Source organism: Streptomyces sp. NBC_00620 (assembly GCF_026341825.1).
Taxonomy (GTDB): domain Bacteria; phylum Actinomycetota; class Actinomycetes; order Streptomycetales; family Streptomycetaceae; genus Streptomyces.
This window is the reverse complement of record NZ_JAPENY010000001.1, coordinates 3,784,505-3,804,355: the sequence shown is the minus strand read 5'-3', so window position 1 is coordinate 3,804,355 and position 19,851 is coordinate 3,784,505. Positions and strand designations below refer to the sequence as shown.

At 70.3% G+C, this 19,851-nt stretch carries 19 protein-coding genes and 1 pseudogene; 12 read left to right on the top strand and 8 right to left on the bottom strand.

The genetic code is table 11. The features are described from left to right. Positions 1–6: 6 nt before the first annotated feature. Complete coding sequence (locus tag OG246_RS17530; protein ID WP_266462807.1) at positions 7–678, bottom strand: NADPH-dependent FMN reductase; 672 nt, start codon at positions 676–678, stop codon at positions 7–9. 34 nt (positions 679–712) lie between these two features. Further along, on the bottom strand, positions 713–1,018 hold the full coding sequence (locus tag OG246_RS17525; RefSeq protein WP_266462805.1) for a hypothetical protein: 306 nt from the start codon (positions 1,016–1,018) through the stop codon (positions 713–715). 274 nt (positions 1,019–1,292) lie between these two features. Between OG246_RS17525 and OG246_RS17520 the strand changes: the two genes are divergently transcribed. From OG246_RS17520 to OG246_RS17510, 3 genes are all read left to right on the top strand, one after another. Beyond that, positions 1,293–1,811 carry a hypothetical protein gene (locus OG246_RS17520; protein ID WP_266462803.1) on the top strand — a complete coding sequence of 173 codons (519 nt, stop codon included), beginning with the start codon at positions 1,293–1,295 and terminating at the stop codon, positions 1,809–1,811. 186 nt (positions 1,812–1,997) lie between these two features. Then, positions 1,998–2,645, top strand: a complete 648-nt coding sequence (locus OG246_RS17515) for a class F sortase (protein ID WP_266462801.1) — start codon at positions 1,998–2,000, stop codon at positions 2,643–2,645. Between the two features lie 213 nt (positions 2,646–2,858). Further along, positions 2,859–3,839 (top strand): S1C family serine protease, encoded by a 981-nt coding sequence (locus OG246_RS17510; RefSeq protein ID WP_266462799.1) that lies wholly within the window; start codon positions 2,859–2,861, stop codon positions 3,837–3,839. A 13-nt stretch (positions 3,840–3,852) separates the two neighbouring features. Here OG246_RS17510 and OG246_RS17505 read toward each other — a convergent pair. Continuing rightward, a pseudogene (locus OG246_RS17505) lies at positions 3,853–4,633 on the bottom strand (sulfite exporter TauE/SafE family protein). A 229-nt stretch (positions 4,634–4,862) separates the two neighbouring features. Between OG246_RS17505 and OG246_RS17500 the strand changes: the two are divergent. From OG246_RS17500 to nirD, 3 genes are read left to right on the top strand one after another with little or no spacing between them, the layout of a single operon-like run. Then, complete coding sequence (locus tag OG246_RS17500; RefSeq protein WP_266462795.1) at positions 4,863–6,110, top strand: NAD(P)/FAD-dependent oxidoreductase; 1,248 nt, start codon at positions 4,863–4,865, stop codon at positions 6,108–6,110. Then, positions 6,110–8,734 carry a nitrite reductase large subunit NirB gene (gene nirB / locus OG246_RS17495; RefSeq protein WP_266462791.1) on the top strand — a complete coding sequence of 875 codons (2,625 nt, stop codon included), beginning with the start codon at positions 6,110–6,112 and terminating at the stop codon, positions 8,732–8,734. Before OG246_RS17500 ends, nirB begins: the two co-directional genes overlap by 1 nt. Then, positions 8,731–9,081, top strand: a complete 351-nt coding sequence (nirD, locus tag OG246_RS17490; RefSeq protein ID WP_266462787.1) for a nitrite reductase small subunit NirD — start codon at positions 8,731–8,733, stop codon at positions 9,079–9,081. The genes nirB and nirD overlap by 4 nt, the downstream gene beginning before the upstream one ends. A gap of 19 nt (positions 9,082–9,100) precedes the next feature. On the opposite strand, the gene OG246_RS17485 is transcribed toward nirD, so the two are convergent. After that, complete coding sequence (locus tag OG246_RS17485) at positions 9,101–10,033, bottom strand: oxidoreductase (RefSeq protein ID WP_266462785.1); 933 nt, start codon at positions 10,031–10,033, stop codon at positions 9,101–9,103. A gap of 212 nt (positions 10,034–10,245) precedes the next feature. Here OG246_RS17485 and OG246_RS17480 point away from each other — a divergent pair, with 212 nt between their 5' ends. From OG246_RS17480 to OG246_RS17460, 5 genes are all read left to right on the top strand, one after another. Next, a complete protein-coding gene (locus tag OG246_RS17480; protein ID WP_266462784.1) occupies positions 10,246–11,406 on the top strand; it encodes an alkaline phosphatase PhoX in 1,161 nt (386 codons plus the stop codon). Between the two features lie 124 nt (positions 11,407–11,530). Next, positions 11,531–12,496, top strand: coding sequence for an SMP-30/gluconolactonase/LRE family protein (locus tag OG246_RS17475; RefSeq protein ID WP_266462781.1), 966 nt, complete (start codon positions 11,531–11,533; stop codon positions 12,494–12,496). A gap of 168 nt (positions 12,497–12,664) precedes the next feature. Continuing rightward, positions 12,665–13,099, top strand: coding sequence for a hypothetical protein (locus tag OG246_RS17470; RefSeq protein ID WP_266462778.1), 435 nt, complete (start codon positions 12,665–12,667; stop codon positions 13,097–13,099). Continuing rightward, positions 13,096–13,701: a hypothetical protein gene (locus OG246_RS17465; RefSeq protein WP_266462775.1), complete on the top strand. Its 606-nt coding sequence runs from the start codon at positions 13,096–13,098 to the stop codon at positions 13,699–13,701. The genes OG246_RS17470 and OG246_RS17465 overlap by 4 nt, the downstream gene beginning before the upstream one ends. Before the next feature lie 54 nt (positions 13,702–13,755). Continuing rightward, positions 13,756–14,331, top strand: a complete 576-nt coding sequence (locus OG246_RS17460; protein ID WP_266462772.1) for a 1,4-alpha-glucan branching protein — start codon at positions 13,756–13,758, stop codon at positions 14,329–14,331. A gap of 37 nt (positions 14,332–14,368) precedes the next feature. Here OG246_RS17460 and OG246_RS17455 read toward each other — a convergent pair whose 3' ends face one another. From OG246_RS17455 to OG246_RS17445, 3 genes are all read right to left on the bottom strand, one after another. Beyond that, on the bottom strand, positions 14,369–14,716 hold the full coding sequence (locus OG246_RS17455; RefSeq protein ID WP_266462770.1) for a hypothetical protein: 348 nt from the start codon (positions 14,714–14,716) through the stop codon (positions 14,369–14,371). Next, complete coding sequence (locus OG246_RS17450; RefSeq protein WP_266462768.1) at positions 14,713–15,450, bottom strand: SigE family RNA polymerase sigma factor; 738 nt, start codon at positions 15,448–15,450, stop codon at positions 14,713–14,715. Before OG246_RS17450 ends, OG246_RS17455 begins: the two co-directional genes overlap by 4 nt. 155 nt (positions 15,451–15,605) lie before the next feature. Continuing rightward, on the bottom strand, positions 15,606–16,019 hold the full coding sequence (locus OG246_RS17445; RefSeq protein ID WP_266462765.1) for a hypothetical protein: 414 nt from the start codon (positions 16,017–16,019) through the stop codon (positions 15,606–15,608). A gap of 301 nt (positions 16,020–16,320) precedes the next feature. Between OG246_RS17445 and OG246_RS17440 the strand changes: the two genes are divergently transcribed. Then, complete coding sequence (locus OG246_RS17440) at positions 16,321–16,722, top strand: helix-turn-helix transcriptional regulator (RefSeq protein ID WP_266462763.1); 402 nt, start codon at positions 16,321–16,323, stop codon at positions 16,720–16,722. Positions 16,723–16,891: 169 nt separating this feature from the next. On the opposite strand, the gene ppdK is transcribed toward OG246_RS17440, so the two are convergent. Beyond that, on the bottom strand, positions 16,892–19,633 hold the full coding sequence (ppdK, locus tag OG246_RS17435) for a pyruvate, phosphate dikinase (protein ID WP_266462761.1): 2,742 nt from the start codon (positions 19,631–19,633) through the stop codon (positions 16,892–16,894). Positions 19,634–19,851: the final 218 nt, after the last annotated feature.

Below are 19,851 nucleotides of genomic sequence, written 5' to 3'. Positions count from 1 at the left end.
GGCGCCTCACCCGACGTAGGGGTGCTTCTTCTTCGCCTCCCTCAACGCCCTTGCCCACCAGGCAAGCTGATCCAGCATCACATCCGCTGCCGCCGCCGGGCCCGCGGTGTCCCGAGGCTTCCCCTCCTCGTCGAACGAGGCGCCCGCGCCGTGGAACGACACCGTGTCGCGCACCGTGACGGCGTGGAGTTCGGCGAAGACCTGGCGGAGGTGTTCGGCGGCACGGAGGCCTCCGGCGAGGCCGCCGTAGGAGACGAGGGCCACGGGCTTGGCGCGCCACTCGGTGTAGTGCCAGTCGATCAGGTTCTTCAGGCCCGCGGGGAAGGAGTGGTTGTACTCGGGCGTGAGCACGACGAACGCGTCGGCGGCGGCGAGGGCCGGGGTCACCTTGGCCAGCTCGTCGGCCGCCTCGGAGCTCGCGGAGAACGTCGTGGGGAGCTGGACCGAGGCGACGTCGACGACCTCGGGGAGGAAGTCGTCGCGTTCGCGGATCCGGCTGAGCAGCCAGTCGGCCACGACGGGACCGAATCGGCCCTCGCGGTTGCTGCCTACGACGAGGGTGAGACGTACAGGGGGGTCGGGTTCCGGGAGAGGGGCGGGGGCGCTGCCAGGGGCGGGGGCGTCAGCCGCGGTGGCGGTGGGAGCGGTGGCGGTGGAATCAGCTGTGGCTGTCTTCATGACGCACAGCCTCATACCTCAACCTTTGTCGAGGTCAAGCCGGCAGCGCGGGCGGCATGGGTGGGGCGGGCGGTGCGGACGGGAAGGGCGGCGCAGACGGCGTGAGCGGCATGAGCGGTACGGGCAGCATGAGCAGCGCAGGCGGCGTGAGCAGCACGGGCAGCGCGAGCGGCACGAGCAGCGCGAGCGGCACGAGCAGCGCGAGCGGCACGAGCAGCGCGAGCGGCACCGACGGCATAGGCCGCAGACGCCCGCGCGGGCCGCGCCCCGCGGACGCCGCCACCACCGGACTCCGGCCGACGTCACCTTGCCCGGCCGGGCGCCCCCGCCCTGACCCCACCGCCCCTCCACCCCCGATCACCCGTTCACACCCCCACCCCACACCCTTCGGGTTCTTTTCCGCGACGCACCACCCACACCCCGGTGACCTGCCGGAATGCCGCCGATCCAACCCTCCCGGCGCTCCCGTCTGACACCCGTTCACATCATTTCTGACGTGTCATCAGGAAGCGCGCCCGGCCATGTGCCACTTACCTCGGAAGGGCAGGGGCACGACCGATCCAGCGGCGCTTGGGGGTGTCGCCGGCCGCGCCCCCTCGGAGGAGCAAGCAACCATGCGACGCACAGCCCGTCTGGTGACCGGTACCGCGCTCGCCGTCGCCGCCGCGGGCCTCGCCGCCGCGCCCGCGTACAGCGGGGACGCCGGCAGCCTCGAGGTGTACCCGTCCACCGTCGTGCCCGGCGGTGACGTCACGGTGAACACGTCGGCGTGCGGTGCGGACGGCACCGCCGCGGGCGACGCAAGCGCGGTGGGCGCGGGCTCGTTCACGCTGGCCCCCAGCGCGCACGAGCAGGACGTGATCGGGCAGTTCCGGGTGCCGCCGAGCGCGCAGCCGGGGACGTACGAGATCGTCGCGAAGTGCACCGGCGGCCGGCAGGTCACGGGCGACCTGATGGTGACCCTGACCTCCACGCGCGAACAGATCCATCCGCGCGGACATGTGAAGACGGGGGTCGGCGGCGCACTCGGCCCCGACCCCGTGCAGACCGCGGCAGGAGTGGCGGCCCTGGCCGTCGCAGCCGCGGGCGGTACCTGGCTCCTGCATCGCCGGGCGAGAGGCGACGGGATCTGACGGACACCCTCCGCTGTCCGTCCGCCGGTACCGCAGTCCCCTCCCCCTCCGTGGCCCGACGCCCCTCGCGGCCCGGAGGGGGAAGGGGACCCGAAACAGATCGACCCCTGCACACCGGGCCCGTACACAACCGGGCCCGTACACAACCGAACCCAGACCAGAACCGGACCCAGAGAGGAGGCCCGCGTGCGCCGGTTCAGCAACGTCAGCAAGGTCGGCAACATCGCGATAGCCTCCGTCACCGTCGTCGCCCTCTGCTCCGGCGCCTGGCTGCTGCGCAGCGGCGCCGAGACGCATGCGCCGCCCCAGCCGTCGGCCGCGCAGGCCAGCACCGACCGGCTCAAGGAGGAGTCACCCGCGGCCCCCGCGCTTCCGCACTCCCCGCCCGACCGCATCCGCATCCCCTCGATCCAGGTGAACGCCCCCCTGATGGGCCTCGGCCTCACCCCGCCGGGCAGCCTGGACGTCCCGCCCGCCGCGAAGAAGAACCTCGCCGGCTGGTACGAGGCGGGCACCACCCCCGGTGAGCAGGGCACCGCCATCGTCGCCGGACACGTCGACAACGCCGAGGGCCCCGCCGTCTTCTACGACCTCGGCGCCCTCAAGAAGGGCACCAACATCGAGGTGGAGCGCCGTGACAGCAGTACGGCCGTCTTCACCGTGGACGCCGTCGAGATGTACGACGCCCACGACTTCCCCGACGAGAAGGTGTACGGCGCCGCGCACCGACCCGAGCTGCGCGTCATCACCTGCGGCGGCGGGTACTCGAAGTCGACGGGATACCAGGGGAACGTGGTCGTCTTCGCCCATCTGACGGGCAGCCGCGACGGCTGACCGGCGGGGGTCTCTCGCCGCGACAGAGGTCGGTGGCGGCATTACGCTGAAAAAGGGCAGATTCTTTTCCCTGGCCTGAGTGTTGGCGCCTCGGCCGGGAGCTAGGAGGCCCTGATGTGGCCGATTGCCAGAATGGTCGTCACTGCCGTGTCAGCCATTGCTTTGAGTGGCGGTATCACGGCGACAACCGCGACGGAGGCAAGAGCCGACGACATGTCTCCGGATGAGATCTTCGATCGGGTGGCGCCGGCGACCGTTCAGGTACTCGGTAACGAGTCGAGTGGTACGGGGATCATCTACGACGCCGAACAAGGTCTCATCCTCACCAATGCCCACGTGGTCGCCGGCCAGACCGCCCTCCAGGTCCGCATCGCGGACGGTGGGCCCGTGCCGGTTCGGCTGATGGCCAGCGATCCCTGCGAGGACCTGGCGGTCGTGAAACTCTCCACACCGCAAGAGGACCTGAAACAGGTCGAGTTCGGCGACAGCGGCGAACTCGGTCAGGGTGACGAAGTGACGGCGATCGGCTATCCGGAGGCGGCCGGCGACGCCAGTCAGCAGAAAGCCGTGCTCACCACCGGCGTGGTCCAGTCGCCCGACGTCGCCGCGACGGGCTTCTCCTCCTCGCCCGATCTGCCGTCCACCGTCCAGCATTCGGCAACGCTCAACGCGGGCAATTCCGGAGGCCCGTTGCTCAACGACAACGCGGAACTCGTCGGAATCAATTCGTTCAGCCTCTCGGGCACCGAGGGCCAGTACTACTCCATCAGCAGCAAGCACGCCCAGCCCCATCTCCAGGGCCTCGCCGAGGGAAAGGGCCAGAACAATCCCGGATGGCAGGGACTGGTCTCGGTTTCCGACCCCAACTTCGCCTACTACTTCTCCGAGAACGACCAGGCCGATGCGAACGCGATTCAGAAGCGTCTCCTCAACAAGGAGATCGACGGTCTCTACGTGAAGAGCGTGGACAGCAACTCTCCGGCCAGCGAGGGCGTAGCCGCCGGTGACGTCATCACCCACGTCAAGAACACCGCGGTCAACGCCGTCCCGCAGGTGTGCAACATCCTTCAGTCGTCCGCACCGGGCGAGAAGCTCAGCCTCGAGGGCGTGGCTACGGAGAGCGGGCAGTTCTCCGACGGGACAACGTACGCGTTCGGCGATGCCTGGGAATCCACCATCACACTGAAGAAGTGATGCTCCGCCGCCACTACGCCACCCACTGCTGATACCCCATATTCGCCACCAACGCGAACACCACAGTCAGCAGCACCACCCGCACGAACCCGCTCCCCTTCTTCAGCGCCGTGTGCGCCCCGACCATCCCGCCCGCCAGGTTGAACACGGCCATCAGCGCGGCCAGCTGCCAGTGGACCGTGCCTTTCCAGGCGAAGGTCGCGAGGGCGCCGGCGTTGGTGCAGCAGTTGACGATCTTGGCGGTGGCGGAGGCGGTCACCAGGTCGAGGTGGAGGAGCGCGGTGAGGGCGAGCACCAGGAACGTACCGGTGCCGGGGCCGATGAGCCCGTCGTAGAAGCCGATGCCGAGGCCCGCGAGTCCGATCGCGGCGAGGATCCGGCGCGGGGAGACCGGAGCGGTCGAGGGCGCCGTGCCGAAGGCGGGCTTGAGGATCACGAAGGCCCCGACGCCCAGCAGGATGACCATGACGACCGGCTTCAGCACCTCGGTGCTCAGGCCCGCCGCGACGAACGCACCCCCGGTCGAACCGGCGAGCGCCGCGAGCCCGATCCGTACGGCCAGGCCCACGTCCACCGGCGCCTTGCGCGCGTACGTCACCGCCGCACCCGTCGTGCCGACGATCGCCACCGCCTTGTTGGTGCCCAGCGCGTACGCGGCGGAGGTACCGGGCGGCAGGCCGAGCAGCAGTGCGGGGAGCAGGAGCAGCCCGCCGCCGCACCACCGCGTCGATCCAGCCCGCCGCGAGCGCGGCTGTACAGAGCAGGGCGACCATGGTCAGCGATATGTCGGGCATGATCGCGACCTTATGGACGAGATAGATGCGCAGTCCATGAATCTCGTGAACCTTGAGGGTCTTCTGAGGTTCGGCAGGTGGGAGCCGCCCGTACGGCCTGGTCATCCGAGGTCAGGACCGAGGGTCCGCCGAATCCTCACATCCGGACCGCGCCCCCGCTGAGGGCAGCGTTCCTCCCGGGAAACAACGGTGATGCGGCCGGGTAACACCGGCACCGCACGCTGCGGTCATGACCTCGAATACGCGTGTGGTGGTGATCGGCGCCGGGCTGGCGGGCGTACGGCTCGCCCGGCGGCTGGGTGAGCTGGGCACTCCCGGCGCGCCCGCCGTCTCCGTCACGCTCGTCGGCGAGGAGGAGCACCGCCCGTACAACCGCGTCCTGCTCGCCGAGGTACTCGCCGGGCGGTACGCCCCCGAGGTGATCGCCCTCCCCGCGCCGGCCGGGCTGACCCGCGCCCGGGTCACCGGCATCGACCGGGCCGCGCGCACCCTCGAGTGCGCCGACGGCTCGGCGATCGCATACGACACGCTGGTCCTCGCGACCGGCTCGAACCCCGTACTCCCGCCCCTGCGCGGCCTGTTCGCGACCGATGCCGTGACCGGCCGGCGCGAACTCCCTGAGGGCGTGCACGCGTTCCGCACCATGGACGACTGCCTGAGCCTGTCGAAGGCCGTACGGCGGGGGGCTCGCGCGGTAGTGATCGGCGGCGGTCTCCTCGGTGTCTCGGCCGCCCGCGCGCTGGCGGTGCGCGGCGCCCAGGTGGTGCTGGCCCAGCAGGGTGAGCGGCTCATGGAGCGCCAGCTCGACCCGTCCGCGTCCCGGCTGGTCCGCCGGCACCTCACGGACCTCGGCGTCGAGGTGCACACCGAGTGCCGGGTACGCGATGTGCGCTGCGTCGGCGGTGCGGTCCGCTCGGTCGAGATGGCCGACGGATACGCCCTCGACGCCGACCTCGTCGTCCTCGCCTGCGGGGTCCACCCCCGCGTGGGCCTCGCCCAGGATGCGGGGCTCGCCGTGCACAAGGGTGTCCTCGTCGACGACGAGCTGCGTACGTCCGACCCGCACATCCGGGCCATCGGGGACTGCGCGCAGCACTCGGGCACGGTGTACGGCCTTGCGACACCCGCGCTCGAACAGGCCGACGCACTGGCGGAGTTGATCGCCGGTGACGCGGGCGTCCGCTACACGGGAACGCGCGCGGTCACCCGGCTCACGCTGGCCGGACCCGAATTCCTCGACCTCGCCGCGTTCGGCGAGCCAGACCCCCGCCCGGGCGACGACGTCGTCCAGCTCGCCGATGCCACCCGCGGCACCTACCGCAAGGTCGTCGTCCGTGACGACCGTGTCGTCGGCGGCGTACTCGTCGGCGAACTCGGCACCGTCGGCGCGCTCGCCCGTGCCTGGGAGGGCGCCGAACCACTGCCCGCGGACGGCGCACCGCTGCTCCACCTGCTCACCAACGACGGAGGCTCCTGATGCACACGGACACGACGAAGGCGGCGATCGCCACCGACGGGAACGGGTCCGCGCACACGATCGTGCTCGTGGGTCACGGCATGGTCGGCCAGCGCTTCCTGGAGGCGCTCGCCGAGCGCGGCCTGACCGCCACACACCGCGTGGTCGTGCTGTGCGAGGAGCCCCGTCCGGCCTATGACCGGGTCCAGCTCACCTCGTACTTCTCGGGCCGCACCCCGGACGAACTCTCCCTCACAGACGCGGAGTTCATCGCGGAGCACGGCATCGAGCTGCACCTCGGCGACCCGGCCGAGACGATCGACCGTCAGGCGCGGACGGTAACGGCCCGCTCCGGCCTGGTGGTCGCGTACGACACGCTCGTCCTGGCCACCGGCTCCTACCCCTTCGTCCCGCCCGTCCCGGGCAAGGACGCCGAGGGCTGCTTCGTCTACCGCACGATCGAGGACCTCCTTGCCATCGAGGAGTACGCGAAGGCGCGCGCCACCACGGGTGCCGTCGTGGGCGGCGGGCTGCTCGGACTCGAGGCGGCCGGTGCGCTGAAGGGGCTCGGACTGACCACGCACATCGTGGAGTTCGCGCCGCGTCTGATGCCGGTACAGGTCGACGACGGCGGCGGCGCTGCGCTGCTGCGCACCATCGAGGACATGGGCCTGTCCGTGCACACGGGCACGGGTACGCAGGAGATCGTCGTCGGCGAAGACGGCGCCGTGTCCGGCATGAAGCTGTCCGACGGGTCCCAACTCGCCACGGATCTGGTGGTGTTCTCGGCCGGTGTGCGCCCTCGCGACCAACTGGCCCGCGACACCGGACTCACGGTCGGCGAGCGCGGCGGCATCAAGGTCGACGAGCAGTGCCGCACCGCGGACCCGCGGGTGTTCGCGATCGGCGAGTGCGCGCTGGCGTCGGACGGCCGGGTGTACGGGCTGGTCGCACCGGGCTACGAGATGGCCGAGACGGCCGCCGCCACGATCGCCGCGGACGAGGCGAGCTTCACCGGCGCCGACCTCTCCACCAAGCTCAAGCTCCTCGGCGTCGACGTCGCGTCCTTCGGCGACGCGCACGGCGCCACCGCGGACTGCCTCGACGTCGTCTACTCCGACTCACGCTCCGGCACGTACAAGAAGCTGGTCATCGGCCGCGGCGGCGAACTGCTCGGCGGGATCCTGGTCGGCGACGCCGACGCGTACGGCACCCTGCGCGCCTTCACGGGATCGGTCCCGCCGATCGCCCCCGAGCAGCTGGTCCTCCCGGCGGGCGCGGGCGCCCCGGTCGCACTCGGCCCTTCCGCGCTCCCCGACTCCGCCGTCATCTGCTCCTGCCACAACGTCACCAAGGGCACCATCCGCGGCGCGGTCACCGAGCACTCCTGCACCACCGTGCCCGAGGTCAAGAAGTGCACCAAGGCCGGTACGGGCTGCGGCAGTTGTGTGAAGGTGCTCGGGCAGCTCGTCAACGACGAACTCGAAGCGAGCGGCGTCGAGGTCGACCACGGCTTGTGCGGCTGCTTCGGGCAGACTCGCGAGCAGCTGTACGAGATCGTCCTCTCGCTCCGCATCACCTCGCACCAGGTCCTCCTCGACCGTTACGGCCGTGAGGGCGCCCGGGGCGGCGACGGCTGCGAGATCTGCAAGCCCGCCGTCGGCTCCATCATCGCCTCCCTCGCCCCGACGATCGGCGCCGACGGCTATGTCCTGGAAGGGGAGCAGGCCGCACTCCAGGACACCAACGACCACTTCCTCGCCAACCTCCAGAAGAACGGCTCCTATTCGATCGTGCCGCGCATCCCCGGCGGCGAGATCACCCCGGAGAAGCTGATCGTGATCGGGGAGGTGGCACGGGACTTCGGGCTCTACACCAAGATCACCGGCGGTCAGCGGATCGACATGTTCGGCGCGCGGGTGGAGCAACTCCCGCTGATCTGGTCCAGGTTGGTGGACGCGGGCTTCGAGTCCGGGCACGCGTACGGCAAGTCGCTGCGCACGGTGAAGTCCTGCGTGGGCCAGACCTGGTGCCGCTACGGCGTCCAGGACTCGGTCCGCATGGCCATCGACCTGGAGCTGCGCTACCGGGGGCTCCGGTCCCCGCACAAGCTCAAGTCGGCCGTCTCCGGGTGCGCCCGCGAGTGCGCCGAGGCCCAGTCCAAGGACTTCGGCATCATCGCCACCGCCGGCGGCTGGAACCTGTACGTCGGCGGCAACGGCGGCGCGACCCCGCGCCACGCCGACCTCCTCGCGCAGGACCTCTCCGACGCCGAACTCATCCGCCTCATCGACCGGTTCCTGATGTTCTACATCCGTACGGCGGACCGGCTGGAGCGCACCTCCACCTGGCTGGAGCGGATCCCGGGCGGCCTGGACCACGTACGCGACGTGGTGGTGGAGGACTCGCTCGGCATCTGCGAGGAGCTGGAGTCACTGATGACCGCGCATGTGGCGGGCTACCGCGACGAGTGGGCCGAGACCATCAACGACCCCGAGAAGCTGGCCCGGTTCGTGTCCTTCGTGAACGCCCCGGACACCCCCGACCCGGTCGTCGGCTTCGTCCCCGAGCGCGACCAGATCAAGCCCGACCTGCCGCTGCTGACCATCGGCACCCGCCCCCTGGAAGGAAGCGCCCAGCGATGACCCTCGCGCCCGAGACGACCACTCTCAAGGTCCAACTCCTCCTGGACGCCAGCTGGTTCACGGTCTGCGACCTGACCCTGCTGTTGCCCGGACGCGGAGTCGCCGCACTCCTCCCCGACGGCCGCCAGGTGGCGCTGTTCCGCGACCGTGCGGGCCGCACGTACGCCGTCGACAACCGCGACCCGTTCACCGGCGCGGCCGTCCTCTCCCGCGGTCTCCTCGGCACCCACCAGGGCCACGCCTTCGTGGCCTCGCCCCTCCTGAAGCAGCGGTTCGACCTGGAGTCGGGTCGGTGCCTGGACGATCCGGAGGTCTCGGTGGCGGTGTACGAGGTGCGCGCGGCCTGAGCGTGCGCACCTGGCGCTGTCACACTTTCAGCGCGTCGTACGTCACTCCCGTCAGCTCCTCCGAGGCCTCCCAAAGCCGCTCCCCCGCAAGGTCGTTGAGGGTCCACCCGGCCCGCCAGGACTTCGCGGGCGAGCCACGCCACATCGCGAAGGACGGCCCGGTGAAGGAGTCGGGCTGTACGCCGGGCGCGGTGGCGGCGTACAGGGTGGGCAGCGCTCCGGCATCGGCGCTCTGCCCGAAGACCCGGTTGCCGATCTCGATGAGCCGCTCGGTGCCCTTGCGGCCCTCCATCCTGGCCCCGGCGGTCTGGAGGTTGGTGGTGGCGTACCCGGGGTGGGCGGCGGCCGCGACGACCTCGGAGCCGATGGTGGCGAGGCGGCGGGCGAGTTCGTGCGTGAAGAGCAGGTTGGCGGTCTTGGAACGGCCGTAGGCGATCCAACGCCGGTACTGGCGCTCGCTGTTGAGGTCCGTGATGTCGATGTTCGAGAGCGCGTGGACCCCGCTGGAGAGCGTCACGACGCGGGCCCCTGGCGTGCCGAGCAAGGCGGGCAGGAGCAGCCCGGTGAGCGCGAAGTGCCCGAGGTGGTTGACGCCGAACTGCGTCTCGAACCCGTCCGCCGTACGGCCGAGCGGCAGCGCCATCACACCGGCGTTGTTGATGAGCAGGTCGAGCCGGTCGTACGCGTGCTCGTACGCCGCCGCGAACTCCCGTACGGATTCCAGGTCCCCGAGATCCAGCCGTACGAACTCGACGTGCGCGCCCGGCACTTCGGACACGAGCCGGTCCCCGGCCTCGTTGCCGCGGGCCTCGCTGCGGCAGGCCAGGATCACCTGGGCGCCCTTGCGGGCCAGTTCACGTGCGGTGACGTAGCCGATGCCGCTGTTGGCGCCGGTGACGACGGCGGTACGGCCGCTCTGGTCGGGGATGTCGCTCGCGTTCCAGCCCGTCATGACTGAGCTCCCTCCGGGTGCGCCCGGGGTTCCGGGAACACCAGCGTATGCCGCGAGGCGTTCCCCGCGGCCCGGCCGGCCTCCCACCCAGCCGTCCGCCCACCCGACGCAATTTGTCCATGACCCGTCAACTCTGCGCGTCTAGGATCCGTCAGCGCGCGACCCCGCCGTCGACCCCGGCGGCGGGGCGGTCACGGCCCTCTGGAGCGAGAGTGGAACGTCGTACCCTTCTGCGTGCAGCCGTCCTCGGTGGTTCGTCCGCCGTCCTGGGCGGAACCCTGTGGCGCGGCGCCGCCTATGCCGCACCCGCCCAGCCCGGCACCGGCCCCTACGGGGCACTCGGCACCGCCGACGCCAACGGCATCCAGCTGCCGAGCGGGTTCACCAGCCGGGTGATCGCCCGTTCCGGGCAGACGGTCACCGGCACCTCGTACACCTGGCACAGCGCCCCCGACGGCGGCGCCTGCTACGCCGACGGCACGGGCTGGATCTACGTCTCCAACTCGGAGATCAACCCCTCCGGCGGGGCGAGCGCGGTGAAGTTCTCCTCGACCGGCACGGTCACCGCCGCGTACCGCGTCCTCTCCAACACCCGGCAGAACTGCGCGGGCGGCAAGACCCCGTGGAACACCTGGCTGTCCTGCGAGGAGGTGTCCCTCGGCTACGTCTACGAGACCGACCCGTGGGGCGTGAACGCGGCGGTGCAGCGGCCCGCGCTCGGCCGCTTCAAGCACGAGGCGGCCGCCGCCGACCCGGTGCGCCAGGTGATCTACCTGACCGAGGACGAGACCAACGGCCGCTTCTACCGCTTCGTCCCGACCACCTGGGGCAACCTGTCCTCGGGCACGCTCCAGGTCCTGGTCGCGGGCACGGCCACCTCCGGCTCGTTCACCTGGACCACCATCCCCGACCCGGACGGCTCGCCGACGACCACCCGTACCCAGGTCTCCGGTTCGAAGTCCTTCAACGGCGGCGAGGGCTGCCACTACGCCGACAACACGGTCTGGTTCACCACCAAGGGCGACAACCGCGTCTGGCAGCTCAACCTGGCGAGCAACACCTACGAGTTGGCGTACGACGACTCCCTGGTCACCAGCGGCACGGCCCCGCTGACCGGCGTCGACAACATCACCGGCACCTCCTCCGGCGACCTCTTCGTCGCCGAGGACGGCGGCAACATGGAGATCTGCGTGATCACTCCTGCCGACGTGATCGCGCCATTCCTCCGCATCACCGGCCAGTCGGCCTCGGAGATCACGGGACCGGCGTTCTCACCCGACGGCAGGCGGCTGTACTTCTCCAGCCAGCGCGGTACCAGCGGGAGTTCGTCGGGCGGGATCACGTACGAGGTGACGGGGCCGTTCCGGTCGTAACCGCTGTGGGGGAAGGGGGTGGGACACCTGGCGAACTCAGCCGGGATTCATACGGCTCTCAGAGTCGGCTGATTCCCTGTGCTCGCCAGGTCCCGCCCCCCGTTCTCCCCGGAGGCCTTGAGCCATGCCCCGCAACCACCCCTCCCCCACGCGCCGCGCCGTCCTCGGCGGTGCCGCCCTCGCCACGCTGGCGCTCGCGGCCGGTGCCGGAACGGCGAATGCCGCGTCCGCCACGTCCGCCACGTCCGCCACGTCCTCCTGGCCGACCGAGATCCCGCTCCCGAACGGCTTCCTCCCCGAGGGAATCGCCATCGGCGCCAAGCCGTACGCCTACTTCGGCTCCCGCGCCAACGGCGCCGTCTACCGCGCCGACCTGCGCACCGGCGAGGGCACCATCCTCTACGCGGGCGCGACCGGCACGATCACCAACGGGCTGAAGGTCGACGACCACGACGGCCTGCTGTACCTCTCCTCCGGATCCACCGGCGGCGCCGCGCGCATCGTCGACTCCCGAACCGGCAACCTCGTGGCCACCTACCAACTCACCGACCCGACAGGCCACTTCATCAACGACGTCGCCCTGCTCGGCGACCGCGCCTGGTTCACCGACTCCTACGGCGCCGTCCTCTACGGCGTGCCGCGCGGCGGAACGGGAGACGTCCGCGAACTGCCGATCAGCGGCGACTGGGTGCAGTCGGCCACAGGAATCAGCGCCAACGGCCTCGTCGGCACCCCGGACGGCAAGGCCCTGATCGTCGTCAACGGCGGCAAGCTCTACCGCGTACCGCTCGAGACCGGTGAAGCCGTCGAGATCACGCTGAGCGGTACGACCGCCCTCACCAACGGCGACGGCCTCGTACGGATCGGCCACACGCTGTACGTCGTCCAGAACCGCCTCAACCAGATCGGCGTCCTCGACCTCGACCCGGGGGCCACCACCGCCACCCTGACCCGCACGATCACCGACCCCCGCTTCAACATCCCCACCACCGCCGCCCACTTCGGCAACCTCCTCTACGTCGCCAACGCCCAACTGGGCCTCCCCACGACCCCGGACACACCGTTCAACTCGGTCGCCGTGGCGCTCTGACACAAGTAGGGGGCGCCCTCGGCAAGTTGCTGTACGCGGGCGTACGGAGCGAGGAGGAGACGGGTCTGATGTGCGCCCTCACAGGTCCCGTACCTTCTCGCGCCTGCGCCTCTTCTGGGACGCTGATTCCTCGGGATTTCGGGCCGGGTTCGGGCCGACGGGGGAATCGTGGACTGGCCGACAGCGATGGTGTGCGGGGCTATCGGAGGTTGCCTCATCGAGGCGATCGTCTTCTACGGGCGGGTCTCGGAGTGGCGGACGGCACGACACGAGGCCAGGGCGAGGGCAAAGCGCAGGAAACGCCTGCCATCACTGCGCGAGCATGTCGACCTGCCCGCCGACTCGCTGGTCGCCCTGACCCGGCTGGCCCTCGGCGGAATCGCGGGCGGGCTGTTCCACTCCCAGGTCATCGGCATGATGGCCGCCGTCGCGGTCGGTGCGTCGGCGCCCGCGCTGCTGCAACAACTGGGCGCTACCCGGCAGGTGCAGGAAGCGCTCCAGGAACCGGGGGCGGCCGAGTCCGCCCCGCAGCGGCCGCAGCCGATCGCTGACGGTCTCGTACTGGGGGTCGCGCCGGCACCCGGCGAGGTACCCGCGGAGTGAGCCGGACCCCGTTCCGGCGCCGGTACTTGGAGTCCCTGGTAGGGCGGGGACGCGCGGACCGGCCGTACGCGCGGTACCGGCCGACCGAGAACTCCCCGCTCTGGCGCCGCTATCTCGTCTCCCTGCTCGGCGTACCCCGCGCGCCGCGCGCGGCGCCCCGCCCGAGGGCCCGTAGCGCCACGCGGCGGATGCCGCTCACTCTGGCCCTGGCGGCGGTGGCGGCGGCCGTTGTCCTGGGCGGTTCCACGTTCGCGGCGTTCCAGGCGGGTTCCGACCGCGACATCGGCGGCGGGCCGATCGTGGTTACGACGCACACCACGGGAAGCGACACAGGGACCGTCGGCGGAGGTGGGCCGGGCGGCGCCGGCTCCACTGGGGGGACCACCTCGGCAGACCCGACCGACGTACCGACCAGCGAGCCGGTCGGCCAGCCGAATGGCACCTTCACCCCGTCCAGCCCGCACCCCTCCGAACCGGGCGACGAACTGCCCAGCACCGGAGCACCCGCCCTCCTCCTTCTCCTTACCGCTTCACTCGGCCTCTTCCTTCTCGCCCTGGGAGCGGTGGGCCTCCGCCTCACTCGGACCCGAACTGTCGGTTAGGTTCGATCACACCGTCGAAGGACGGGACCAGAACCTACGCGTGAGGAAGCCCGCATGGCCTCGATCCACCGCACCACCATGACGCCCACCAAGCTGGAACTGCTCACCGGCTGGCTGCCGAAGCAGAGTTGGTACGCGGGCGACGCGGCGACGCCGGAACTGGTCAAGGCTGGCGGGTTCCGTCTGGACGATCCGGCGGGTGCGGTCGGGATCGAGTTCATGGTCGTGGTGGACGCCACCGCGCAGGAGCCGGTGGCCTATCTGGTACCGATGAGTTACCGCGACGCGGCTCTCGACGGCGCCCCCGGCGAGGCGTTGATCGGCACGTCCGAACACGGTGTGCTCGGCACCCGGTGGATCTACGACGGCGTCCACGACCCGGTGCTGATGGCCCAGTTGGGCGCCCTTCTGCGCGGTGAGGCGATTCCGCAGCAACAGAGCGCGAGCGACACCCCTGACCCGACGGTCACCGTCCACGGAACCGGCCCTGCCGACGGGCTCGACGTCCAGGTGAACCGCGTCCTGGGGCAGGCGGAGGCCCCGCAGAGGTCGTCCCGACACATCGTCGCCGGGTGGACCTGGCCGAACGGAACGGCTGCACGGGGAGTACTGGCGTGCGCGGTGCGGTGAGGGTGCGGTGCGGTGCGGGTGCGGTCCGCTTCCTCGGTCAAGGACCAGGCACCGCGTCAACCGCGTCGTTCTCGGGCACTGCCGTGGCGACCTCAGGAGTGGGTGACACCGACGGGACGTTCGCGGGCCTGACCGGTGTCTCCCGTTCCCGGTGCGCCGCCACCAACAGGACGCCGACCACCGCGGCGGCCACGACGAGCAACGCCAGGACCGTGCGGCGGACGGGACGGGTGGCAGGGAGCCGGAACCGAGCGTGCCCGGAGGGCGGGGCGGCGGGCCGCAGATCGGACAGGCCGACGGAGTCGGTCCGGGCTCGCAGGGCGTCACGCAGCCGTTGTTCGAGGGGATCCGGGTGGAGGCCGGAGCCGGGGTCCTGTTCGATCATCGGGTGCCTCCGGGATCACGCGTGGCTTCTTCGACTGGGGCATCCAATTGGCGGCGCAGAGCAGCCAGTGCCCGGCTCGCGGTGGACTTGACCGCCCCGCGGGACAGGCCCAGGGTGTCGGCGATCTGGGCCTCGCTGAGGTGGGACCAGTACCGCAGGACCAGCACCTCACGCTGCCGCCGGGTCAGCCGGTGAAGGGCGGCGATCACTTCTCCGTACTCCTCGCGCAGCAGCACGGGTTCTTCGGCCGACGGCGCGTGCCCTTCGCGTTCGGGGACGTGGGCTCGTACCGTGCGGCGGCGGCGCAGGACCGAGCGTGAGGTGTTGACCACACTCGTACGCAGATAGGCGTCGGGGTTGTCCAGGCCGGCCAGCCGCTGACCGTAGCGGCGGTAGAGCGCCGCGAAGACGTCCTGCACCACGTCCTCCGCGGTGGGAAGGTCGTCCACCAGGAGCACGGCCAGACGGACCAGGTCCAAGCGGCGGTGGGAGTAGATCTCGTCGATGCCGGGCTCGTCGATGCCTGCGTACGCAGCCGGTGAGATCGGCACCGACGGCGGCCGCCCGCTCGCCGAAGTCTCCTCGCCCCTTTGCGATACCCCGCGCACCAGGCCGCCCCATACCCGGTGCAGCACATCCGCCCAGCCACGAGGCGGCGAGCATACGGGTCTGTACCCGCCCGCCGGCACGCCGTGGGCCTGGGCCGGGGCGGCCTGGATCGTCGCTGCCTTCATGGATCTCCCGGACGTGCTGGTCTTCACTCGCTCCGCCCGGAACGACCAGGCGGATGGCGAAGCCGCCGGGCAAGAGCCCGGCAGCTCCACCTCAGCCCGGGCCGCCGAATGGCCCGGAGCCGATCAGCGGCACTCGGCCGCCCGTTCCTCGCCCGTCACCCCTGGGCGAACTCGTAGTAGACCTGGGCGTCCTTGGCGTCAGGGTCCGAGACGTCGTCGCTCTCATCGAGCACCGCGTCGACGTACTCATCCGGAGCCGGCTCCGCGCAAACGTCACCGGGAACCGCCTCGACCGGGCCTTCGTCGGAGCCCATGTCGATCTGGACGTCCTTGGCGTCGGGGTCCGAAACGTCGTCGCTCCCACTCGGCACCGCGTCGACCGGGGCCGGCTCCGCGCACTCACCGGGAATCGGCGCCTGCACCGCCCGCTCAGGGACGGGCTCGGAGTTGTCGGCATGGGCGGCGAAAGTGCCACCGAGGGTGAGCGCGGCGGCGACAACGGTCGCCCCCAGGGCGATACGCACTCGGCCCGCGCGGAGGCTGCGTCGGGCAGTCTGACCTGCAGACATGTGATTCCTCGAATCGTCGATGGTGACTGGTCTGTCGGGGCCGCCGCCACGGGTGGCGTCCCGTGGCGAAGGCCTTGCTCGGAGGCGCCTCCACCCGGACAGACGTTCCGACAGCACCGAGGTTGCAGGTCGGCTGAGACTTTTCTACGAGGCAGGGCGGGCTGTCGCGAATCGCGGGGCGGGTGCAGAGTGAACGGACTCAAGGGCAACTCGGCGATTTGCGGCGGGAGTTGCGACGCACACCCTTGTGGCACCCCGGCTGACACCGGGCCGGCACCTCGTCGAACGAGAGGACCCAAGCGTGGCGAAGACCCTGAAACCGACGGCGCGTACCTTCGGGCAGTACGTGGCCGCCGCAGCCCGAACAGCCAGGTACGACATCGCCGGCTCGCAGGCCGCGGGGAGGAAGGAGCTCGCGCAGGCCACCGGGATGTCGCAGGCCGACGTCGGCCGAATGCTGACAGGGCAACTCATACCGCAGATCGATTCGCTGAAGGCCCTGGCGGTCGCACTCGACGTGGGCCACGTGGACATGCTCGTGGCCGCCGGTGTCCTCGACGGGAAGCCGCCGAAGACACCCGCGGAGCGCCCGTTGGCGGCCAAGGATGCGGCCCGCCGGCTCGGCATCCGTTCGCCACAGAACGTGGCCGCGTTCGAAGTACTCGTCGCAGCCCTGGTCGCGACCGAGCCGCAGCGCCGCTGAGCTGCGCTGACACCTTTCGCAGGTCAGCGCAGCTTCTTCCGGCAGCAGCAGATCATGCACGAAGGGCGGCACCCCCGCACAGGGTGCCGCCCTCCTCGGTGCACCGGAACCGCCGCCATGTCAGTGAGGGTCAAGAGTGACCGGCAGCGGTCCCGGAGGATTCAGCGGATCAGCGGTGGTCGCTTCCCGCAGACGACGACGCCGCGCGCCCCGCCTCCAGGCGGGCCACCGGGATCCGGAACGGTGAACAGGAGACGTAGTCGAGTCCGACCTCGTGGAAGAAGTGGACGGACTCGGGGTCGCCGCCGTGTTCGCCGCAGACGCCGAGTTTGAGGTCGGGGCGGGTTTCGCGGCCGGCGATGGCGGCGTCGCGTACGAGCTTGCCGACGCCGTCGCGGTCGATGGTCTCGAAGGGGGAGACTCCGAAGATGCCCTTCTCGAGGTAGGCGGTGAAGAAGGACGCCTCTACGTCGTCGCGGGAGAAGCCCCAGACCGTCTGGGTGAGGTCGTTCGTGCCGAAGGAGAAGAACTCGGCGGCCTCGGCGATCTGGCCCGCGGTCAGCGCGGCGCGCGGGAGTTCGATCATCGTGCCGATGGCGAGCTTAAGTTCGGTGCCCGTCGCGGCCTGGACCTCGGCGATGACCTCGTCGGCCTCCTCGCGGACGATCTCCAGCTCCTGCACCGTACCGACGAGCGGGATCATGATCTCGGCGCGAGGGTCGGCCTTGGCGTTCTTGCGCTCGGCGGCGGCCTCGGCGATCGCCCGTACCTGCATGGTGAACAGGCCGGGGATGACCAGGCCGAGACGCACGCCGCGCAGGCCCAGCATCGGGTTCTGCTCGTGCAGGCGGTGGACGGCCTGGAGGAGGCGCAGGTCGTTCTCGTTGGAGTCCTTGCGGGACTCCGCGAGGGCCACCCGGACCGACAGCTCGGTGATGTCGGGCAGGAACTCGTGCAGCGGCGGGTCCAGGAGACGGATCGTCACCGGCAGCCCGTCCATCGCCTCGAACAGCTCGATGAAGTCCTGCTTCTGGAGCGGCAGCAGCTCCTTGAGCGACTCCTCGCGCTCGGCGTCCGTGTCGGCCAGGATCAGCCGTTCCACGAGCTCGCGGCGGTCGCCCAGGAACATGTGCTCCGTGCGGCACAGGCCGATGCCCTGGGCGCCGAAGCGCCGGGCGCGCAACGCGTCCTCGGCGTTGTCGGCGTTGGCGCGGACGCGGAGCCGACGGACGCGGTCCGCGTACGCCATGATCCGGTGCACGGCGGCGACCAGCTCGTCGGCGTCGTCGGCACCCGCGTGCATCCGGCCCTCGAAGTACTCGACGACCGGGGACGGGACGACCGGGACCTCGCCCAAGTACACCTTGCCCGTGGAGCCGTCGATCGAGACGACGTCGCCCTCTTCCACCACCACACCGCTCGGAGACGTCAACCGCCGCCGCTTGGTGTCGACTTCGAGCTCCTCGGCGCCGCACACGCACGTCTTGCCCATGCCTCGCGCGACGACGGCCGCGTGGGAGGTCTTGCCGCCGCGGCTGGTCAGGATGCCCTCGGCGGCGATCATGCCGTCGAGGTCGTCCGGGTTCGTCTCGCGGCGGATCAGGATGACCTTCTCGCCCGAACGCGACCACTTGATCGCGGTGTACGAGTCGAAGACCGCCTTGCCGACCGCCGCACCCGGCGACGCCGCGATGCCCCGGCCGATCTGGTCGACCTTCGCCTCGTCGTCGAAGCGGGGGAACATCAGCTGGGCCAACTGCGCACCCGTCACCCGCTGCAGCGCCTCGGCCTCGTCGATCAGACCCTGGTCGACGAGCTGAGTGGCGATACGGAAGGCCGCACCCGCCGTGCGCTTGCCGACACGCGTCTGGAGCATCCACAGCTGTCCGCGCTCGATGGTGAACTCGATGTCGCAGAGATCCTTGTAGTGGTTCTCCAGGGTCGTCATGATCTGCATGAGCTGGTCGTACGACTTCTTGTCGATCTGCTCCAGCTCGGCGAGCGGGACCGTGTTGCGGATGCCCGCGACGACGTCCTCGCCCTGCGCGTTCTGGAGGTAGTCGCCGTACACGCCCTGGTGGCCGGAGGCCGGGTCGCGGGTGAACGCGACGCCGGTGCCCGAGTCGGGGCCGAGGTTGCCGAAGACCATCGAGCAGACGTTGACCGCCGTGCCGAGGTCGTGCGGGATGCGCTCCTGGCGGCGGTAGAGCTTGGCGCGGTCGGTGTTCCAGGAGTCGAAGACCGCGTGGATGGCGAGGTCCATCTGCTCGCGCGGCTCCTGCGGGAAGTCCCGCCCGGCCTCGGTCTTGACGATCTTCTTGAACTTCGTGACCAGCTTCTTCAGGTCGGCCGCTTCGAGGTCCGTGTCGACGGTGACCTTCTTGGCCTCCTTCGCCGCCTCCAGCGCGTCCTCGAAGAGCTCGCCGTCGACGCCGAGGACCGTCTTGCCGAACATCTGGATGAGACGGCGGTACGAGTCCCACGCGAAGCGGTCGTCACCGGCCTGCTTGGCGAGGCCCTGCACCGACTTGTCGGAGAGCCCGATGTTCAGGACGGTGTCCATCATGCCCGGCATGGAGAACTTCGCCCCGGAACGGACGGATACGAGCAGCGGGTTATCGGCCTGCCCGAGCTTCTTGCCCATCCGCAGCTCCAGCGCGTCGAGGTGTGCACTCACCTCGTCACGCAGTGCCGCCGGCTCCTCGCCGCTGTCGAGGTAGGTCTTGCACGCCTCGGTGGAGATCGTGAAGCCCGGAGGGACGGGAAGACCCAGGTTGGTCATCTCGGCGAGGTTCGCACCCTTGCCGCCGAGGAGGTCCTTGAGGTCTTTGTTGCCCTCGGTGAAGTCATAAACGAACTTCACTCCCTCAACCGCGCTCTCAGCTACGTGGGGATCTTTGTTTTCCGACACGAGTCTCGACTCCTCGACGTCGCGGTGGCTGCCCTGACGACGGGGAACATACCCAGATCGAAGGCGTCTGGGTACGTCCACTTGCGCGTCATGCGCCTGTAACCACTCGTCCGCCACCAGATCGAAAGTCAAGGCTTGGCAAGCGATGAGGTGGGGATGTTTTCACTTCTTGAACGAATCAACGCCCGTAGACCAGGATATTCACTCATCTGAGCGGC